Source organism: Nostocoides sp., from assembly GCF_037045025.1.
Taxonomy (GTDB): Bacteria; Actinomycetota; Actinomycetes; order Actinomycetales; family Dermatophilaceae; genus Nostocoides_A.
Genome location: NZ_JBAOHM010000007.1, coordinates 376,164 through 394,456 on the forward strand (window position 1 = coordinate 376,164; position 18,293 = coordinate 394,456).

Genomic DNA, 18,293 nt, shown 5'->3' on the forward strand with positions numbered 1-18,293 from the left:
GCTGCGTGGGAAAGAGCGCAGAACTTCGTGGGGTGACTAGGTCGCGTCCCGCCCCGCGTGCCGCTTGGTCGGCCGCCCGCTGGCGCTGACACACGGGGCGTCGCCGCTCGCTCCACAGCGCGGGCAGGCCACCTGCTTTGCTTCGGTATGCCGCTTGACCGCGCGTTTCGGCGCAGCCGGCTTCTCTTCGCTGGCGGTGTTGCCCTCGCCGGTCGTCTGGTCCCGGTCGGCGGTGTTGTGCCCACTAGCGGCCTTGTCCTGGCCGGACTCTCCCTCCTTGGCCGCCCGGGCGGCGAGCGCGGCCGAGCGGATGCGGTCGAAGTCTGCGTCGGTGTAGACCCCGTTGACTCCGGAAATGGTGGCGAGCTTCATCCCGTGCTTGAGGCCGAGTTCGTAGATCTCCTTGACCTTGGGCCACTCGATATTGCGTCCGACGGTGAACGTCTCATACCGCCCCTCCAGGGCCAGGACGATCGTCTCGGCCAGGCACGCGTAGGCCACCCCCTCGGGCAACCCGATGTCGCGGATGTGGACCTCACCCGGCAGCTTGACCTCGCCGGACTCGATGACCAGGACATCGGGGCGCTTGGCGATGTCCTCGGCGGACATATCCAACGGGCGGGCCACGTCGGTGATCACGCACCCGGGTTTGACCTTCATGATGTCGAGGACCTTGTTGCCGGCTGCCGAGGTGGCGGTGACGATGACGTCCATGTCGGCGAGCGCCTCGCCGGGGTCGGTGGCGACGTGCAACTCGGCCCGGGGGTTCTCGCGTTGGATGTCCCGTTTCAGCGCCAACAGCTTGGCGGTCTCGGGGGAGACGAGCCACAGCTCGTCGCTGACCAGCGCGAGCAGCCGCGCGCAGACGGAGCCGATCGCGCCCGAGGCGCCGACGACCATGGCCTTGCCGCGCAGCCTGCCCATCTCGTCGACCTCGATCAGTCCGAGCCGGCGCACGGCCTCGGCCGCGGCCCACAGCGCCCCGGAGGCGCTGTAACTGTTGCCCGTGGTGATCGGCAACTTGGCCTGCTTGGCCACGGTGACGCCGGCGTCACCGACGACCTTGGTGAAGGCGCCGAGGCCCATGATCTGGGCGCCGAGCCGCTGCCCGAGTTCGGCGGCTTCGAGCAGGCGGCTGTAGGTGAACTCGGGGGAGTGGGCGAGCATCTCCTTCGGGGTGCCCCCGACCGTGATCAACCATCCCTCGGCCTCGGCGCCGGTGGGCGATTTCACGCTTGGGATGTGGGCATAGAGGAAGGGCGGCAGGTAGGCCATCGACTTCTCGACGACCGTCGACATTCCGGGGACCTTCTGGACGGCGCCGAGCGGTTGGACGTTGTTGAAGTACTGCGTCGACAGCGGGTGGATGACGAAGGCGAAGCGGCTCTTGCGCCGATCGCCATTGGGACGCAGAACCCGCGGTTCGAGCCCGCCCTTTTCGATCATCGTCACAACGTGATCGGTCGCTAGTTCGTGGTTGGGCCCAAGGAGGGCCGCGGTCATGGCTTCGAGCATTGCCGTGACGACCATGAATGGGAAGGGGCGCGGGGTCGCGTCGATCACGAGATCGACGCCACGCGCGGCGAGCGATTCGAGCCGTTCGTCGGAGACCGCGTTGGTGATCACGGTGCGCCCGGCCAGATCCTCCAGGCCGAAATTGTCGATCTCGACGAAGGTGCCGACGATGATGTCGGCGTCCTTCGCCGCAGCGTGGGCGAGCTTGTCGCTCACCCATTCGGCGGGGGCGTGAGCCTGCTCCTTGACGAACTCGGGCGTGCTGCGCCACGACCGCATGCCCAACTCCACCACGCGGGAGGCGACGGGAATCGTGCTTAGCGCCACGGGGACATCGGTGCGCAGCATCGGATCGGTGAAGTCGATGTTGTGGGTGAACTCGCGCAGCACCTCGGCCGTATGCCGCATCCCGTCGCCGACGACGACGACCCGGGCGTTGTTGAAGTATCCGGGCATCTCGGCCTGGACATGGCGGATGGCCCACTCCTGCAGGACATCCGCAAGCATCCGGCCGTTTTGGATCGGCACTCGTTTGGTGGTGCGAGCCACCTTGCGGACTTCGGCGAGGTCGCCGTGAAAGAGCCCGACGGCGGCGGCCTCGCGTCCGCCGGTGACGGCGATCGCGTCGGCGGTCAGCGACCAGCGCCAGACGAGATCCTCGGCAGCCTTGACGTCACCGCTGGTGCCCACGCGCACCAGCCGGTAGTCGCGGCCGGCGAAGCTCACCTCTTCGTCGTAGTCCCACTCATTGCTTTGCAGGGTGACGTTGACGACGAGGAGGCGTTTGCGAGGCGGCATACCGATCACCTATGGGAGAGCTGGGCGAAAAGCGATTGCTTCCGGGAAGCCGACCCTAACGGACGCCGGGCCCGGCAGCCAGTCACGGTCAGCCGCGGGCTAGCCGGGTGATGTTCCGGCGGATCAGCTCACTGATGTGCTCCGGGTCAGGGACCATCCGCGCGTCGCTCGCGATGCCGACGGCGACCGTCCCGTTGTAGCTGAACAGACAGATGCCGAGCGGCTGGTCCCCGGAGGTGGGCACCCAGCCGATGATCGAGCGCACCGGGTGCCCGACGAAGTCGAGTTGAACCCGCGGCCCAGGGACGTTGGACAACTGGCCGACCGTCTTGCCGGAGAAGAAGTTGGTCACGCGGCGCGCAACCCCGAGGGGCGATTCGGCGATGAACCGCTGCATACCGAAGGAGACGACCGGCTCGACGCTGTTCTTTAGCCGGGTGGAGCGCAGATGGATCTCGGCGATCAACTCGCTCGGGTCGCGGATGCCGAGCGGCATCTCAAAGAGGATGACCGCGAAGTGATTGCCCAGCTGGTCCGGCAGGCTCGCATCAATCGGCCGCAGCGAGATCGGCATCATCCAGCCGAGGTCGGTGATCTCCTCGACGCCGCGCTCGTCGAGGTAGTCGGTCAGCGCGAGGGAGACGGCCGCCATCAAGGTGTCGTTGATGGTCGACCCGTGGCGTTTCGCGGCGGCCCGCACATCGGCGAGCGAGAGGCCTTCGAGCCAATCGACCTTCTTGGCCACCCCCGGGTGACCGCTCCAGGCTCCGCCGGTGTCCGCGCGGTCGTGCAAGAGCAGCCGGGACAGCTCGCGCCAGGAGTTGGAGAACTCGTTGTCGTCCGCCGCCACCGAAGTGACCGCGTCGATGGCCTTCACCGGGTGCCTGGCCAGGTCGGCGACCCTCTCCAACTGGTGGGGGAAGTCCAACGGGTTCAAGGTGGCGAAGATCGCGCGCCCGTGGTGAGCGACGGCCTCACCGGCGTGCTGCACATAGTCGACCGTGTCGCGCACGGTGTGCTCGGCGAGGTGGAGGACACGGTCGGCAATGCTCGCCGTGTCGCCGCGGCCGACCTTGCCCGGCATGGCGTCCTCACGCGGATCGCACATGCCCATGAGCAACTGCACGAGGCGGATGCCGTCGGCCAGGCCGTGGTGATGGCGGGTGAGGATGACCCCGGCCGTGCTCTGCTCGGGCGGTCCGCTGATCACCTGGTATTCCCACAGCGGGCGGCTGCGGTCGATGGGCCGCGAAAACTGGGCGCTCACATGAGCGCGCATGGTTTCCGGGCGCGCGTCTTCCAGCACGATCCGCGGCACGTGGCGGGCGATGTCGAAGTCGACGTCGTCCTCCCAATACCACCGACCGCGCTTGTTGACCGGGATCTGGCTCATCACGCGGTACTTCGAGACGACGCGGTCGAAGACGGCCTGGCGGATCTCCTCCAGCGGCGGGAGTTCATCGAAGGAGAACAGCCCGTGCACCTGCATGAGGTTGTTGGGTCGGTCCATCAGCAGCCAGGTCAGGTCCGACACTGCGATCTGGGTTGCCATGACTTCCCTATCCTACGGGGAAGGAGGACGTGAGTGTGGTCACGCTGAGGCTTCTGATCCGCGCTGGCTCTTACCCTCGGGGGCATCCATCCCTAGCCTGGGAGGGTGACCAATCCGCAGGCCAAAAAGGTGACCAGAACGACCAAACGGAAGGCGGCCCTTCCCGGCGGCCCGCTGGATCCCGAGCACGACGTTGCGGCCAGCTACGCCCTGGATCAGAGCTTTGTGCGCGGCCTCACGCGGCGCCTGGTGGCGACCTCGGGGGTGACGACGACAATCCACGCGCCCGCGACCGGACAGCCGCTGGGTGCGGTGCCCAAGTCCGGCGCGGAGGACGTCCCGGTCGCCTTCGCGCGGGCGCGGGCGGCCGCTAAAGATTGGGCTGCCGCGAGTTTTAGTGAGCGCTCCGCGGTGTTGCTGCGGCTACACGACCTCATCCTGGATCGGCGTGAAGAAATCATGGACCTGATCTGCTGGGAGTCGGGCAAGGCGAGGATCCACGCCTTCGACGAGCCGCTGCACGTCGCGCTGACCGCCCGCTACTATTCCCGGACCCTCAAGCGGCATCTGGAGCCGAAGCGGCGCGACGGCGTCGTGCCGTTCCTGACCCACATCGAAGAGCACCGCTTGCCCAAGGGCGTCGTTGGCATCATCTCGCCGTGGAACTATCCGTTCACGATGGCCCTCGCCGACGGCATCGCGGCTCTCGCGGCGGGCAATGGCGTGGTCTCCAAACCCGACCACCACACACCGCTGTCGGCCCTGCTTGGACTCCAGTTGCTCGAGGAGGCGGGTATGCCGCCGGGGCTGTGGCAGATGGTGGCGGGGGAGGGGCGCGTGCTCGGCGGCCCGATGATCGAGCACGCGGACTACATCTGCTTCACCGGCTCGACCGGCACCGGCAAGATCATTGCCCGCCAGTGCGCGGAGCGGCTGATCGGGTGCTCGTTGGAACTGGGTGGCAAGAACCCCATCCTCGTCCTCGCCGACGCCGACCTGGATCGGGCCGCCGAGGGCGCCGTCCGCGCGGCCTTCTCCAATGGCGGGCAGTTGTGCGTCTCGACCGAGCGGCTGTATGTCGCTCACGACGTCTACGACGACTTTGTCGGCAAGTTCGTCGCACGGACCGAGGCGATGCGGCTGAGCCCGTCGCACGACTGGGGCGTCGACATGGGATCGCTGATCTCGGCCGAGCAGTTGGCCACGGTCGATGAGCACGTCAAGGATGCCGTCAAGCACGGGGCGCGCATCCTGGCGGGCGGGAAGCCCCGCCCCGACCTCGGCCCCTACTTCTACGAGCCGACGATCCTCGAGGGCGTCACCGCGGACATGGCCTGCCATGGCGATGAGACCTTCGGCCCGGTGATCTCGGTTTATCCGTTCACCTCCGAGGACGAAGCGATCGCCTTGGCCAATAGCGGCGACTACGGCCTCAATGCCGCGGTCTACAGCCGCGACAGCAAGCGGGCCCGCCGTGTCGCCAATCAGATCAAGTGCGGCACGGTCAACGTCAACGAGGCGTTCAGCGCGACCTTCGCGAGCATTGACGCCCCGATGGGTGGCATGCGTTCGTCCGGTATGGGGCGCCGCCAGGGCGCCGAGGGCATTCACCGCTACACCGAGGTCCAGTCGGTTGCGACCCAGCACTTCCTGCGGTTCGGGCCGCACTGGGGGCTGACCGACCAGGCCTACGCCACCGTCATGACCGGAGCGGTGCGCCTCCTGCGCCACCTCGGTCGCGCCTGACGGTTATTGCGTCCGCAGGGAGGCTATTGCGTCCGCGGGGTGGTTATGCCGTGGTCGTCGAGGTAGTGCCGGATCACGTCCGCGACGTCGAGGTCGGGCTCCAGGCCGAGCGCGCGTGCCCGGGCGTTGTCGAAGCGGGCCGGCCACGACCTGACGATCGCCTCAATGGCGGGATCGGGGGAGTGGATCACGCGGTCGGCGACCGCGTCGCCTGCCACGGCACGTAGGGCGTCCACCATCTCGCCCACAGTCACCGTCAGCGCGGGCAGGTTGACCGGCAGGCGACCGGACAGCTGGCCCGGGCCGTCGCCGCGCTCGACCTCGGCGATGCGCAAGATGCCCGCGACCGTCCGGCGCGGCGAGGCGATCGCCAGCTGCACATCCCGACCGACGGGGCACGGCGCTTCCACCCCGGCCAGCGGCTCCCGGATGATGCCGGAGACGAAAGCGGAGGCGGCGGCGTTGGGTTTTCCCGGCCGGACAGCGACGGTCATCAGCCGCACCACCCGTCCGTCGACGAACCCCTTGCGGGTGAAGTCGGCGAGGACTTGCTCGCAGGCGAGCTTCTGTGTGCCATAACTGGATTGGGGCGTCGGCAGCGTCGTTTCGGAGACGACCGGCGGTAGCGGCACGGCCGGATCCGAGCCATAGACCGCCACGCTGGAGGAGAACACGACGGTCGCGAGCGGGCCGCCCTGCGCGCGTTGCGTCCGAGCGGCATCGAGCACCGCGAGCGTCGATGCGAGATTGGCGCGCATGCCCAAGTCGAAGTCGCGCTCGCACTCGGCCGAGACGGCCGCGGCCAGGTGGGCGACCGCGTCGACCGGCTCGGCAAATGCGGCCGGCAGGGTGTCGACTAGCTCGCCGCGGATGGTGTGGATCAGGGGGACCCCATCGAATGCCCCCGGGGGCGCGACCTTGTCGAGGAGCACGATGGAGTCCACGGCCTCGCCACGGAAACGGCCTCGCCGCAGCAGTTCCGAAGTCAGGGCCGAGCCGACGAAGCCGTGTCCACCGGTGACGACGATGCGCATGGGCGGGCCATCCCTTCCAGAGTGCGGAACTCACGAGGCCGACAACGTGCGGACAATCTCGGCGAGCGATCCGGGATCGCCGACATTGCCGGGAAAGACGGCATACGGTATGCACCGCGCCGGGCCGTCCATCGGTTCCCACAGCGACACCATGCCCGGCAGGAGGGATCCGCGAACCATCGCCCGCTCGATCGACAGGCCCCGAGCGGCGACATCGGAGGCGGTGATGCCCCCCTTGGCGACGACGAATCGGGGCGCCCTCGCCGCGAGCACCCGCTGCACCACCGAGACGACCGCATTCGACACGGACCGGGCGATCGCCAGCGACTCCCGCGGGTCCTCGGTCCGCGCGAGGGTCCGGCTGGTGGACAGGACGACGTTGCCTCGGGTGAGGGCGGCCGCCACCTGCGCCGCGACGGCCGCCACGTGCGCATCGAGCGCCTGGGGATCGCCCCCAGAGATGACGGCGACGTCCAGTTCGGCCTGTGCGGGACGATCGCGGGCGAGCAACTCCTCCAGCTGGCGAGTGGTCAGCGACACGTGCGAGCCCACGACCACCAAACCGCCGCTCGCCTCCATAGCGCCGCCGCGGATCTCGGTGATGTCGGCGGGTTGTAGCGGCTGCCGGGCTGGTTGACCGATCAGCGCCCGCACGAAGGGCGGACCAACGCGAAAGACCAGCGTGCTGCCGGCCGCCTGCGCGGCATACAGGGCTGTGGCGAGCCGGCGCAGGTCGAACTCGTCGACGATGTCGCACACGATCGGTTGGCGATCGGTGAGCGCCGTGAGTGCGGCGACGACACCCTCGGGATCGGTGCGCAGGGTGCGCAGGTCGATGCGGGCCACGTCGGCGGCGGCATACCTGCCTCCGGACTTTTCCTGAATCCACTCGCGCAGGTCGGAGCTGCGATAGCCGAAGGTCGCGTCGCGGGCGAATTCGGTCTCGCCGACCGGGGTATAGCCCTCGATCGGGTTGCCGGCGTAGTGGATTGAGTCGACGGTGATCCTGCCGGCGTCGCCGAATGCGGGCACGACGACGAGGCCGTCCACCGGTATGCCCCTCGCCTGCTCGACCTCCTCGGCGAGCGCCAGCGGCTCGAGCGGGAAGTGGCCGCGCAGGGTGGAATCGGAGCGAGAGACCAGCGCGATGTCCACGCCGGCGACGGCGGCGGCAGCGAACGCAGCCCGGGCGGCGTCGCGGTTGCGACGCTCGGCGTCGCCCGCGTCGAGGCTGCGTGTGTTGGTCAGGACAAAGACGGCGGGCGCACCCTGGCGCAGCGCCCAGGTGAGCGAGGCGATGCTCCAGTCCAACACCACCGGCAGGTCGTGCACGGACTGGGTGCCGGTCGGATCGTCGTCGAGGACGACGAGAACCCGGTTGGCCGCCTGGGCGAGGGCCGCGATCTCCGTCGCCGGAACCTCTCGCGCCGCGGGCATACCGGCGAGGAGGTGATCGAGCGGGACAGGCACAACCAGGACCCTACCGAGCGAAAGGGGTTGCGGCGCCTGGGCCTAGGCCGGTGGTGTTGGGGGCTGTCGCTAGGGCGTGCGCTCGTAGAGCCACCGGCAGATGTGGTCGCGTCGACGCAACGCCAGACGCCATGGCTCGATGTGTTTCGCCGGTGGCGCCTCGGGAGGTGGCGCCGTGGTGTCTTCGACATTGAGTCGCACCAGGATCGTCCCGGAGCCGAGTTCGACCTCCCGGGTCGGCCCGATGTGCCGAAGCATGCCCAACGATGCCTTGTTGCCGGCGAGCACGAGCGTCTCCAGTTCCTTCACCCCGTGCGGTCGCCGCTGAACGAGAAGGCGCAGCAACGCCGTCCCGATGCCGTGCCCCTGCAAGGAATCGTTCACGGTGACTGCCGCATCGGCCACCGCGGGGTTTTGCGGGTCTCGGACGATACGGCCGATCGCCGTGGGGAGTGCCGAGTCCTCGTCTTCGAGGAAGAGGAAGTAGCCGACATGGTTGACGCCATCGACCTCGTCCACGAGCCGCTGGAGGAGGTCCTCGGTCAGGTGCGGAACACGCCCGAGGAAACGCTTGTACTTGGAATCGTCCGAGAGCCGCTCGAAGTTGGCGACGTGCAGGTCACGGTCGGTCGGGAGGATCGGGCGGATCCACGCCTTGGTGCCATCGGGCAGGATGAGTTCCTCCGGAGGCGGCGGCCCGTCCTTGTCGTCCGGCTGCCGGCTCGGTAGCCAGGGAGACCACCACCACCAGGCCCAGCCGATGACCCGTTCCGCGGCGTCCCACAAGTCATCGACGGAGCGGGCCTTCTGCTGATCGACGCTCACGCCGGCTTGCTCCCTTAGGTTCTCGTGCCACGCTGCCGCTCGGTCATCGAAGTCGGTGTCGAGAACCGGCCGATGGTCGAACACGTTGAGGGCAACCATACGGTGTAGCGGGGTAGGTGTGGCGTAGCGTGCCTGGGCCCTACTGGAGAGCCTGCGTATCGAGGTCAGTCGTATTGCCCACGCGCTCATCCTGTGATGCCGATCGACGCTACGCCAGGAGCGGGTTGATAACGGCCAGGCCCGGGTAACGACGGGCGATCTTGGTGTCGAGGGTCGCGAACGAGTGGTTGCCGGCGACTGCGAGCGCGGCGAGATAGTCGTCGGTCCACAGTTTGTGACTGCGGTCGCCGTGGGCTGCGTGCGAAGCGAAGTGCGTGTCGATGTCCTCGGACTCCTCGATCCACCCGAAGCGTGCGTCGGTGAGGACGGAGGCGACGAAATTCCAGGCATCGCGCCGGGTAAGTGCGTCCTCTCCGAGCACGGCCGGGTTGGTGAGGTGTCGCAGCCAGCCGAGGTGGACGATCCGGCACAGGCCGAGGGAATCGTCCTCGGCGCGATCAAACCAGTTGCGGGCCTGCTCATGGTGGAGGTGTCCGGCCCAGAATCCAACCAGGCAGATGCTGACGTCGAGGAGGATCACACGACGTCGCGGTCGAGGTCGTCGTCACCCAGGACCTGCTCAAGCTCGGCGGGAGTGATGCTGGACCTGCCGGGCCGACTTGAGCCGATAACTGGGAGCTTTCGTCGCTGCTTACGGGCGGCGCGGTCGAGCTCCTTGGCCAGCGCGCGGGTGAAGAGTTCTTTAAGGCTCTCGTCGCTTGCCGCTGCGCGCACGCGGGCCGCGCGAATGAGGTCGTCAGGCAGGTCGATTGTCGTACGCATAAACCCATATTAGCATCAACGGCGCGTATTGCTGGGGAGCCTGCGTATCAATGCGGCGCATATTCAAGCAGCGGCTTCCTTGGTTTGAAGTATCTGTTGGTTGTTCGGGAACCGGCAACAAGAGTCTGGATGGTTCGTTGCGCTGCGCGGATAGTCCGACCGTTGGGTCCCGGATCTTGAGTCCGAGACCCAACGGGGATCAGCGGTGAGCTGGCCTCGATCGTGCACGGGTTATCGGCGCGCCTGGGGGGCGGGAGTACGGAAGTGCCTGTCCTGCAACGGGATAATTGGACTTGCGACAGTCAATGCTCCTGAGCGGGAAGGCACTCCGTAGGTGAAGCGTACTTCGTGGTCGTCCGGGTTGGCGGTATCTGGTGACGGCCGCGGTGTGGTTGCCCACGCGGGTAGTGTCGCGGTGCGGTTGCTGGCTGATCGGGTCGGTCTGAACCCGGATCCGCGAGTAGTGGTGGGGTGATCGGCGTGTGATGTGACGAAGGTGCTTGTCCTACTGGGAGAATCGGGGTTACGAAGCCTTCGATTGGCCAGCGAGGAGAAGCACCTTGTCGATGAAGAGAGTACGTGGTCGTGGCCGGGTGCGGAAGCGGGTGCGGATCGGCGCGCCGGATCCGTCGTTGACCGGGACCTCGGGGGTGGCAGCGCTCGCGGAGTTCATCGAGAAACTGGACCTGGTCGGGCGCCTGGACCGGGGGATCGGTGCGATCAAGGAGCGGGAGCGGGGCGCGACGGCCGGGCAGGTGCTGGTGTCGCTGGCGCAGTGCCAGCTGCTCGGCGGGGATGTGCTGGCCGCGTTGGACCGGCAGCGCCAGGATGTGGCCGGGTCCGCGTTGTCGGCGGTGCCGGTGTTGGCCTCGAGCACGGCGGCGGGGTTGGCCCGCCGGTTCGGGCCGGCGCAGCTGGCCGCTGGAGGGTGCGGTCGCGGACCTGACCGGTGTCATGCGGTCGGGTTGTTGCCGGATTCCCGCCGGGCGGTGCTGGCCGCGGCGGTGACGGTGGACTTGGATTCCACCGATGTGGAGGTGTACGGGCCGACGAAGCAGGGCGTGGCCTACAACTATCACGGTCAGCGCGCGGGCCGTCCGCATCTGGGGACCTGGGCCGAGGCCGGGCTGACCCTGGCCGCGGAGTTGCTCGCGGGGAATGAGGATGTGAGGCCCCGGGCCGCTGACCTGCTGCGCCGCACCCTGGCCGGGATCCCCGAGGACATCCGCTCGGCCGCGGCCGACTGGGATCGGTTGCGGGTGCGCGCGGATGCCGGCGACTTCACCGCCGACCTGGCCCACGCCGCGGTGGCGGCCGGGTGTGACTTCGCCATCGCCGCGAAACGGAACACCGCGATGTGGCGCGCCTACGCCGCCATCCCCGAGGACGCCTGGGGTGCGCGGAGGGGATGCCCGGCGCGCAGGTCGCCGCGGTCGACTACGCCCCGCAGGGGTGGCCGCCGCACACGTACACCATCGTGCGCCGGGTCCGCATCGAGGCCGAGGACATCTCCGACGACCCCCGCTCACGGCGTCGACGCACCATCGAGAAGAACCAACTCACCCTCGCCTTGGAGGGCGCGGCCACCCACGCCCACGCCGTCTCCTTCATCGCCACCAATATCCCCGCCAACGACCACCCGGCCAACCCCACCGAGCCGGCCGAGCCGGCCGAGCCGGCGGAGCCGGCGGAGCCGGGTGAGGCGGCCGCACCGGTTGCCTCGATCACGCAGGTCGAGTCCTGGTTCCGCCGCCGCACCGACATTGAGGACCGGATCCGGGAAGCCAAACTCGGGGCCGCGCTGCGGCACCTGCCGTCGGGCGACCACGCCATCAACACGGTGTGGATGTGGGCTGCCCTGCTCGCCGGGAACATCTCCGTTCTGCTGCAAGCCCTGACCGGGATCGACCAGCGTCACCGCGCCCACGGCGCCCGCCTACGCCACGAACTGCTCTGCGTCCCAGCCCGCATAGTCCACCACGGCCGCCAGCTGATCCTGCGGCTGCCGCCCGACCGCCAGCTCCTGCCCACCGTCCTGGCCCGGATCCGGGCCTTACCCACCGCGGCCTAACCCGCCGCGCCCCTGCCCCGACGACCCAGGACCCCGAAGACCCGCCCACCCGAGCGCCACCGGGCCATCCGCGCTGCCCGCACCCAAAAACACACTGCCACAACACAAAATCTAACTGCCATTCAACGACCGCCCAACCCACACGCAAGCTACTCGCGGATCCGGGTCTGACCGACACGCTCTCGGGCGCGCTGGGACGGCGGGATTTCACGCCGGGTCATGACCGTGGCCGGGTCCTGGTGGATGTGGCTACGATGCTGGTTGCTGGGGGTGAAGCGATCGCCGATATCGACACCTTGCGGCATCAGGACCAGGTCCTCGGGCCGGTGGCGTCCCCGGCGACGGTGTGGCGTGCCCTGGACCAGCTCGCTGATCCCCCAGCGAAGCGGGTCGCGGCCGCGCGGGCGAAGACCCGGGCGCGGGTATGGGAGCTAATGCCGGACGGGCTCCCGGCGGCGCGGGTGGCCGACACCCTTTTGCCGACGGATCTGGTCGTGCTGGATGTCGACGCCACCATCGTTCTCGCGCACTCCGAGAAGGAACACGCAGCCCGTACGTTCAAGAAAACCTTTGGGTATCACCCGCTCGGGGTCTGGTGCGATAACACCGGCGAACTGCTCGCCGCCCGCCTGCGGCCGGGGAATGCTGGCTCGAACACCGCCGCCGACCACAAGCAGGCCCTGACCGAGGCGATCGCGCAAATTGCGGTGCGTGTCGTCGGCCCATTGGCCAGCCACTCGTCGATGTCTTGCTGAGTGCAGGTGCTGGCGGTGCGTTCGTATGATGTATGTTTCGTGGAGCCAGAGGAGGAACCTCACGGTTTCGGTGATCTCCTGTTTGGCAGCGTGCACCGGTCCTCGTGTCGGTGCGCCAGCGGTCGCTTTCGCGCGGATGCGTTGCAGGTGATGCCAGGTGGCGAAGTGCCGCACCGGCTGGCGGACCTCTTCGGGCAGACCTGCGAGCTTGGCATCGATCCATTGCTCGAAGCGAGGCAGGTATTCGTCGCGGTGGGGGAGGAGACCATGGTGTTGCATGATCGCCCGCAGGTGCTCGGTCGGTTTGCCGGGCACCGTGTCGAGTCCTTTGTGGGCGACGGGGATCGAGCCGTCGGCGAGGGAGCGGAGAAGGTGTTGGACTTTCGCGGATCGCTTCCAGACAAGGAGTGATTCGGGTCGCTCGGCGGCGCAGAGCGCGTCGACGAGCCCTATCAGCGCGGGGTCAGTTGGTTTGCCGCCGAGGATGTCGTAAAGGTCATCGCGCAAAGCACACCGCGCGCACAATCGACCGCGATGGTGACCGGCTTCAAGACCGCATCGTTCGCAGTGAAAGTCATCGGGGATGGAGGCGCAGGTCGAGCAGCGCCGTTGTCCGTTGGCGTCAGGCGGTCCGGGCAGCAGCCGCTCTTGACCGCATCCAGGACGCGTCCCGCGCGTGTGCACGGCATCGAAGTAGCAGGTGAAGCAGAGCCGTCCTTCGGGCCAGCTCGCTGCCAGGCGCGGCATGTGACGACCACAGCGTGCGCACGGGTCGTTCCGGTCGCCGGTGGTGCGTGGGCGGCCACGGACAAGGCGGTGAGGGGAGAGGCCAGCGGGTTGCGGGTCCATAGCTGCCACAGGCCTATTCGTCCAGGATGTTCGCGCGGCGGGGCCGGACGGTGCGATCCAACCGAACAACGTTCGGCGACGCGGCGGTACCTGTCTTGCGGACACGTGCGTCGGCTGCGGTGGTCGTGAGCACATCGGCGGGTGTGCAGTCGAAGATGTCGCACAGAGCAGCGATCACCTGCAGGGAGACGCGTTCGGGGCGCTGGTTCACCAAGCGGTAAACCTGCGGCCGGGACAAGGTGATGTCGCGTTCGGCGAGCAGGGGGATGAGGTCAGTGGTGTTGTGCAAGCCGCGAGCCGCCATGAGCTCGGACAACCGCCACGTGTAGTCAACCTTCCGCTTCATGATGTCCCGTCCTCGGTCGTGCGTGTCATGGCTTCCCTCACCGTACGGTCCAGCGCACTCCGAAGAGTGGACCGACGGAACTCGTCGGACACGAACTGATAGATGCCGGTGGTCGAGGCGTATTCGTGTCCAAGCTGGTCCTGAACGAAGCGTGGATCCCATCCGGCCTCGAGCAAGTGTGTTGCGTAGGAGCGGCGGAACGAGTGCAGACACCGAAGGCACCGAACTCCCGGGCATGCGGGTTGCGGGCGAAATCGACTGTTTGGAGGTGGCGCAGCTCGTTGAACCGGAGCCCGTAGGCGTAGGCGACCTTCATCATCACGGCGAATCGGTAGGCGGCCCGCCACCCCTTGCGGCCGGATCGGCCGATGCGTCCGACCCAACGGCCGTAAGGTTGCCGGGGTAGTGGCGTGCGGACACTGGTTGATTCATCTGCTGCGATACGCAGACGAGAACTTTACATAATCATCATTATCGGCGGAGAATCGGGAGTTGCCGCACATGCGAAACGAACTTCCGTGTCCCAGTCGGCGTCACGCAGAGACGTCGCGGACGTTTAGCTGCTCGCGCCGCCAAGCGGCGAGCAGTCGCTTGTCTCCCGAGGCGGCTACGAGCTCGGCGTCGCGCATCTGGATGGCGGCTGCAAGGTGCGTGGCGTCGTAGCCGCGGAGGCCATGGTGAACCGCACGTCGGGAGGCGTCGTGCATGTCCCAGAGTTCGCCGCAGGCCGTGGACGTGGGCTCCTCGATCATCAGTGGTACCAAGGCCGATGTATCGAGGTAGACGATCACCGGCGCTGCTTGTCGACAAGGTCGCTGACGGTCGCCGTGGTCTTGATCGGCTGAGGGCGCGACGACTTGCGGCGCGCCGCTGGAGTCACCTTGCCCTCGGCAATCAATTGCTCCAACCTCGACGGCACGCCCACCGGGACGATGCGCGCAACGGGTCGACCGTGGTCGGTCACGGTGATCGTGTGTCCCGCGCGGACGAATGCCAAGTGCCGGCTCAGCCCGTCACGCAACTCCCGAACCCCGATGTCCATCGCGGCCTCCTGTGGCGATAATCGATGACGAGAATATCGCCATTATGGCAGTCCACTCCCGTCTCACCAACTCCCGCCGCCGGCGCCGACGTGATCCTCAACGGGCGGGCCATCCTGCAGGAGGTGCCGTCGCGAGCCGCCGTCCTGCAAGAGGTGCCGTATACCTCACCTATTGCAGGACACCCCCCGCTGGGCTGCTTGGCCGACCTGCACGTGGCGAGTCAGTCGGACGGCTACCGAACGACTCTCGTGAACGCGATTCCGCTGACCGACGCAGGCGCCGACACGGCATCGCCCAGGGACCACGCCGCGACGCGGCTCACGTGTGCGGCAGGGACGGCGATGCCGCCGTGGTCGGCAGGAATCGGATAGGTGCCGTGCGCGTCCCGCGGCAGCACGACCGACAAGCCTCGCTGCATCGCCCCTCGCGCGGTTGCCGCCACGCACATCTCGGATTGGATGCCACAGAGCACCACGGTGTGCACGCCGTGCTTGACGAGCACCGACTCGAGGTCGGTGCCGGCAAACCCGTCATCCCCGCGCTTGCGGACCACCAGCTCCTCCGCGGCCGGGGGGGGAAGACTAGCGTCCATCCGTCCGTGCCGGGCTCATCGGCGGCGCCAACAGGTCCGTCATTCGGGAGGTGGACGACCAATGCCCCGGCAGAGCGCGCGGGCGCAAGAAGACGACTGATGGCGCGGGTCAAAATTCGGCTCCCGGCACTGCGGTCGAGCCCACCACGAAGGCGCGCTGCATGTCGATGATAAGCAACGCGTCTGCGGGGGCGGTCATGACCGGAGTGTAGAAACCTCGAGAGTGGGCTCGCCGCTTAGGTCACCAGGACGGCTGTTCCGGGAAAGCGCAGCGCCAGTGCTCGATCGAACGTCGCCAGGTGTGCTCCCCGGGCGCCGGCGAGTCCCGCGAGATAGGCAGCCGTCACCTGCCGGTGCCCCCGGATCTCGACGAGGTCGACATCGGCATACGAGAGCTCGTCCGGCCAGAACTCACACCGCCTACTTCGCCGCACGCCCTCGAGCACCGCTGCGGCCGTTGGCGCCGTCTCCCCCACCCGGATCAGGAACCGGATCAGGGCACCCTCGACGATCGGGCACAGGGCGAATTGGCCAATACTGCCCAACCAGGCGCTTGCGGTGTCGTGGTGCTCGTGCTCGCGCACGGTCAGGGCGATAAGCACGTTGGCGTCAAGCAGATGCACCCTCATTCGTCGTCCAGGACCTTCTCGACCTCCTCGCTCGTGATGCGGCGCCCCAAGGACAACACGGGCAACCCGGTGCGCTGGTCGGTATCGAGGGTGACCTCCCCATCGCACTGCGCGAGACCGCGCACGGTGAGGTCCGCGATCACGGCTGAGAGTGACATTCCGCGTTGCTCGGCGAGTTCCCTCGCTCGGCGATGCACCCCGGGTGGCAGGTCAACGGTGGTTCGCACCCGTGCATCATACCTGATGCACCCGTGATGCGGCGGTGATCACCAGCGCCCGTCGGCAATCGCGCAGCGAGGACCCAGCGACACGGAAGCCGGGAGCCGGCCTCCCTGCGGCAGCGCCGTGGCCAGGGGTCGTAGCGCGCGCGGGCACGCGCGGCCTAGAGTCGGCCCCATCCAGGCCCTCAGGAGGGAACATGCTCATCGCCCGTGTCCGCGGCGCGGCGGTCTCCACGATCAAGGACCCCAGCCTGTCCGGTCACAAGCTGCTGCTCGTCCAGCCCTGCGACGAGCACGGAAGCGCGACCGGACCGATGCAAGTGGCGGTCGACGGGGTGGGCGCCGGCAGCGGCGAACTCGTTCTCGTCGCCCAGGGCAGCGCGGCCAGGCACGGGCAGCACAACAACGACCAGGCCAGCGACGCCCTCGTCGTCGGCATCCTCGACTCCATGGATGTCGACGGCACGGTCACCTTCCGGAAGGACTGACCCGCTCGTGCCGCTCGCAGGCCGCGATGTCCTCAGCGTCGGCATCGACGTCGGTACTAGCACCACGCAGGTCGTCTTCTCCCAACTCAGCCTGCACGACGTGGCCCGCCCGGGGCAGATCCCACGCCTCCAGGTCGACGAGAAGTCGGTCCTGCACCGCAGCCCCACGCACCGCACTCCCCTGCTGGGACCGGACGAAGTCAATGCCCCCGCACTCGCCGAACTCGTCCGGGGCGAGTATGCCGCGGCCGGCATCCGTCCCGAGCAGATCGAGACCGGCGCGGTGATCATCACCGGCGAGACTGCCCGCACCCGCAACGCCGACGCGATCTTGGCGGCCCTGTCGTCGCAGGCCGGCGACTTCGTCGTCACCGTCGCCGGGCCCAACGCCGAGGCCCAGATCGCCGGACGCGGCTCGGGCGTTGCCCGCTGGTCCACCGATCACTACCAGCAGGTCACGACCATCGACGTCGGTGGCGGCACCGCCAACGCCGCCATCTTCACGATGGGCCGCCACCTGTGCTCCTCCGCGCTTGCCGTGGGGGGCCGGCAGGTCGAGATCGACCCCGACGGCCGGGTGCTGCGCCTGCCACCTCCCGGCCGGGCCATCGCCGCGGCATTGGGATCGGACCTGCGCGAGGGCGCGACAACCAGCCTGGCGAGCCTGCGCCGGTTCACCGACCGGATGGCCGACCTGCTCGCCGATCTCGCCGACGGCACCGCCGTCGACATCCCCGAGGTGCAACTCACGCCGCCGCTCACCGGGACCAAGGCCTCGACCTCGCTGTTCTTCACCGGCGGCATCGGCGCCTCCTACTACGAAACCGCCCCCTGCGACACCGTGGCCCAGGTGGCCGCCCACGGCGACGTCGGTCCCCTCCTGGCCGACTCCATGCGCCGCAATCCCCGGCTGCAAGCCCACACCATCCGGCAACCGCCCGAGACCCGCCAGGCGACCGTGCTCGGTGCCGCCGGCCAAACCGTCACCCTCAGCGGGTCGACAATCTGGGCCGACGCCGCGCTGCTGCCGTTGCGCAATCTGCCCGTGGTGCGGCCGGCGCTGAGCGGCCGCGGAGGACCGGTCTCGTATGCCGATGCCGTCCGGCAGGCCCGCGCCCGCTGCGACCTCACCGACGACGCGCTCGCGGCAACCGTCGTGGACCTGCCCCAGGGTTTGGGCTACGACGAGCTGACCGCCGTCGCCCGCGACATCGTCGCCCACCACCAACACAACGGTGGCGCCCGGCCCCTCGTCCTGGTGATGACGCAGGACTACGCCCAGGTTCTCGGCCAGACCATCCGGGCGGCACGCCCCGATCTGCCCCTGCTGGTGGTGGACCAGGTCGGGCTCGGTGAGGGAGACTTCGTCGACATTGGCCTGCCGATGCTTGATGGCCGAGCCGTGCCCTTGTCCATCAAGACGCTGGTGTTTTATGACCAGCACACCAATGACTAGCACACCGATGAGCAGGGCACC

Annotated in this window: 21 protein-coding genes and 1 pseudogene; 7 read left to right on the forward strand and 15 right to left on the reverse strand. The window is 68.2% G+C overall.

The features are described 5' to 3' along the window. Positions 1–36: 36 nt before the first annotated feature. Positions 37–2,313, reverse strand: a complete 2,277-nt coding sequence (locus V9G19_RS06480) for a dehydrogenase (protein WP_462284661.1) — start codon at positions 2,311–2,313, stop codon at positions 37–39. Positions 2,314–2,401: 88 nt separating this feature from the next. Beyond that, the gene (locus V9G19_RS06485; protein WP_462284662.1) at positions 2,402–3,865 is read right to left on the reverse strand and encodes a WS/DGAT domain-containing protein; all 1,464 of its coding nucleotides are present in this window, start codon (positions 3,863–3,865) and stop codon (positions 2,402–2,404) included. A gap of 105 nt (positions 3,866–3,970) precedes the next feature. Between V9G19_RS06485 and V9G19_RS06490 the strand changes: the two genes are divergently transcribed. Then, positions 3,971–5,611, forward strand: a complete 1,641-nt coding sequence (locus V9G19_RS06490; RefSeq protein ID WP_462284663.1) for a succinic semialdehyde dehydrogenase — start codon at positions 3,971–3,973, stop codon at positions 5,609–5,611. A gap of 23 nt (positions 5,612–5,634) precedes the next feature. Here V9G19_RS06490 and denD read toward each other — a convergent pair whose 3' ends face one another. The 6 genes from denD to V9G19_RS06520 form a co-directional block, all read right to left on the reverse strand. Beyond that, the gene (gene denD, locus V9G19_RS06495) at positions 5,635–6,645 is read right to left on the reverse strand and encodes a D-erythronate dehydrogenase (RefSeq protein WP_462284664.1); all 1,011 of its coding nucleotides are present in this window, start codon (positions 6,643–6,645) and stop codon (positions 5,635–5,637) included. 30 nt (positions 6,646–6,675) lie between these two features. Beyond that, positions 6,676–8,115 carry a four-carbon acid sugar kinase family protein gene (locus tag V9G19_RS06500; RefSeq protein WP_462284665.1) on the reverse strand — a complete coding sequence of 480 codons (1,440 nt, stop codon included), beginning with the start codon at positions 8,113–8,115 and terminating at the stop codon, positions 6,676–6,678. A 69-nt stretch (positions 8,116–8,184) separates the two neighbouring features. Further along, positions 8,185–9,039, reverse strand: a complete 855-nt coding sequence (locus V9G19_RS06505; RefSeq protein ID WP_462284666.1) for an N-acetyltransferase family protein — start codon at positions 9,037–9,039, stop codon at positions 8,185–8,187. Positions 9,040–9,148: 109 nt separating this feature from the next. Continuing rightward, a complete protein-coding gene (locus V9G19_RS06510) occupies positions 9,149–9,580 on the reverse strand; it encodes a TA system VapC family ribonuclease toxin (RefSeq protein ID WP_462284667.1) in 432 nt (143 codons plus the stop codon). Further along, positions 9,577–9,822 carry a hypothetical protein gene (locus V9G19_RS06515; protein ID WP_462284668.1) on the reverse strand — a complete coding sequence of 82 codons (246 nt, stop codon included), beginning with the start codon at positions 9,820–9,822 and terminating at the stop codon, positions 9,577–9,579. Before V9G19_RS06515 ends, V9G19_RS06510 begins: the two co-directional genes overlap by 4 nt. A gap of 523 nt (positions 9,823–10,345) precedes the next feature. Beyond that, positions 10,346–10,495 (reverse strand): hypothetical protein, encoded by a 150-nt coding sequence (locus V9G19_RS06520; RefSeq protein ID WP_462284159.1) that lies wholly within the window; start codon positions 10,493–10,495, stop codon positions 10,346–10,348. Between V9G19_RS06520 and V9G19_RS06525 the strand changes: the two are divergent. The 4 genes and pseudogenes from V9G19_RS06525 to V9G19_RS06540 all read left to right on the forward strand — a co-directional run. Further along, positions 10,473–11,225, forward strand: a pseudogene (locus V9G19_RS06525) (transposase); the annotation flags it as partial. The gene V9G19_RS06520 and the pseudogene V9G19_RS06525 sit on opposite strands and share 23 nt — an antisense overlap. Before the next feature lie 5 nt (positions 11,226–11,230). Continuing rightward, positions 11,231–11,893, forward strand: coding sequence for a transposase (locus V9G19_RS06530; RefSeq protein ID WP_462284669.1), 663 nt, complete (start codon positions 11,231–11,233; stop codon positions 11,891–11,893). Positions 11,894–12,084: 191 nt separating this feature from the next. After that, complete coding sequence (locus tag V9G19_RS06535) at positions 12,085–12,648, forward strand: transposase (RefSeq protein WP_462285036.1); 564 nt, start codon at positions 12,085–12,087, stop codon at positions 12,646–12,648. A gap of 15 nt (positions 12,649–12,663) precedes the next feature. Continuing rightward, positions 12,664–13,059 (forward strand): hypothetical protein, encoded by a 396-nt coding sequence (locus V9G19_RS06540; protein ID WP_462284670.1) that lies wholly within the window; start codon positions 12,664–12,666, stop codon positions 13,057–13,059. Between the two features lie 451 nt (positions 13,060–13,510). Here V9G19_RS06540 and V9G19_RS06545 read toward each other — a convergent pair whose 3' ends face one another. From V9G19_RS06545 to V9G19_RS06575, 7 genes are all read right to left on the reverse strand, one after another. Further along, positions 13,511–13,843, reverse strand: coding sequence for a helix-turn-helix domain-containing protein (locus tag V9G19_RS06545; RefSeq protein ID WP_462284671.1), 333 nt, complete (start codon positions 13,841–13,843; stop codon positions 13,511–13,513). Further along, on the reverse strand, positions 13,840–14,190 hold the full coding sequence (locus tag V9G19_RS06550; RefSeq protein ID WP_462284672.1) for a tyrosine-type recombinase/integrase: 351 nt from the start codon (positions 14,188–14,190) through the stop codon (positions 13,840–13,842). Before V9G19_RS06550 ends, V9G19_RS06545 begins: the two co-directional genes overlap by 4 nt. 186 nt (positions 14,191–14,376) lie before the next feature. Next, entirely contained in the window at positions 14,377–14,634 is a 258-nt protein-coding gene (locus V9G19_RS06555) for a PIN domain-containing protein (RefSeq protein ID WP_462284673.1), read from the reverse strand. Further along, positions 14,631–14,885, reverse strand: a complete 255-nt coding sequence (locus V9G19_RS06560) for a type II toxin-antitoxin system Phd/YefM family antitoxin (RefSeq protein WP_462284674.1) — start codon at positions 14,883–14,885, stop codon at positions 14,631–14,633. The genes V9G19_RS06555 and V9G19_RS06560 overlap by 4 nt, the downstream gene beginning before the upstream one ends. A gap of 233 nt (positions 14,886–15,118) precedes the next feature. Beyond that, positions 15,119–15,478: a cysteine hydrolase family protein gene (locus tag V9G19_RS06565; RefSeq protein ID WP_462284675.1), complete on the reverse strand. Its 360-nt coding sequence runs from the start codon at positions 15,476–15,478 to the stop codon at positions 15,119–15,121. 236 nt (positions 15,479–15,714) lie between these two features. Then, positions 15,715–16,107, reverse strand: coding sequence for a TA system VapC family ribonuclease toxin (locus V9G19_RS06570; RefSeq protein ID WP_462284676.1), 393 nt, complete (start codon positions 16,105–16,107; stop codon positions 15,715–15,717). Next, positions 16,104–16,334: a hypothetical protein gene (locus V9G19_RS06575; protein WP_462284677.1), complete on the reverse strand. Its 231-nt coding sequence runs from the start codon at positions 16,332–16,334 to the stop codon at positions 16,104–16,106. The genes V9G19_RS06570 and V9G19_RS06575 overlap by 4 nt, the downstream gene beginning before the upstream one ends. Positions 16,335–16,525: 191 nt before the next feature. Here V9G19_RS06575 and V9G19_RS06580 point away from each other — a divergent pair, with 191 nt between their 5' ends. After that, positions 16,526–16,816, forward strand: a complete 291-nt coding sequence (locus V9G19_RS06580) for a EutN/CcmL family microcompartment protein (RefSeq protein ID WP_462284678.1) — start codon at positions 16,526–16,528, stop codon at positions 16,814–16,816. A 7-nt stretch (positions 16,817–16,823) separates the two neighbouring features. Further along, the gene (locus V9G19_RS06585) at positions 16,824–18,272 is read left to right on the forward strand and encodes an ethanolamine ammonia-lyase reactivating factor EutA (RefSeq protein ID WP_462284679.1); all 1,449 of its coding nucleotides are present in this window, start codon (positions 16,824–16,826) and stop codon (positions 18,270–18,272) included. Positions 18,273–18,293: the final 21 nt, after the last annotated feature.

Excerpts from the sequence above, each read along its gene's own strand:
- V9G19_RS06480 (WP_462284661.1), bottom strand. The coding sequence starts at position 2,313 with ATGCCGCCTCGCAAACGCCTCCTCGTCGTCAACGTCACCCTGCAAAGC.
- V9G19_RS06485 (WP_462284662.1), bottom strand. The coding sequence starts at position 3,865 with ATGGCAACCCAGATCGCAGTGTCGGACCTGACCTGGCTGCTGATGGAC.
- denD (WP_462284664.1), bottom strand. The coding sequence starts at position 6,645 with ATGCGCATCGTCGTCACCGGTGGACACGGCTTCGTCGGCTCGGCCCTG.
- V9G19_RS06505 (WP_462284666.1), bottom strand. The coding sequence starts at position 9,039 with ATGGTTGCCCTCAACGTGTTCGACCATCGGCCGGTTCTCGACACCGAC.
- V9G19_RS06515 (WP_462284668.1), bottom strand. The coding sequence starts at position 9,822 with ATGCGTACGACAATCGACCTGCCTGACGACCTCATTCGCGCGGCCCGC.
- V9G19_RS06520 (WP_462284159.1), bottom strand. The coding sequence starts at position 10,495 with ATGAACTCCGCGAGCGCTGCCACCCCCGAGGTCCCGGTCAACGACGGA.
- V9G19_RS06530 (WP_462284669.1), top strand. The coding sequence starts at position 11,231 with ATGCCCGGCGCGCAGGTCGCCGCGGTCGACTACGCCCCGCAGGGGTGG.
- V9G19_RS06545 (WP_462284671.1), bottom strand. The coding sequence starts at position 13,843 with ATGAAGCGGAAGGTTGACTACACGTGGCGGTTGTCCGAGCTCATGGCG.
- V9G19_RS06560 (WP_462284674.1), bottom strand. The coding sequence starts at position 14,885 with ATGGACATCGGGGTTCGGGAGTTGCGTGACGGGCTGAGCCGGCACTTG.
- V9G19_RS06565 (WP_462284675.1), bottom strand. The coding sequence starts at position 15,478 with ATGGACGCTAGTCTTCCCCCCCCGGCCGCGGAGGAGCTGGTGGTCCGC.
- V9G19_RS06570 (WP_462284676.1), bottom strand. The coding sequence starts at position 16,107 with ATGAGGGTGCATCTGCTTGACGCCAACGTGCTTATCGCCCTGACCGTG.
- V9G19_RS06580 (WP_462284678.1), top strand. The coding sequence starts at position 16,526 with ATGCTCATCGCCCGTGTCCGCGGCGCGGCGGTCTCCACGATCAAGGAC.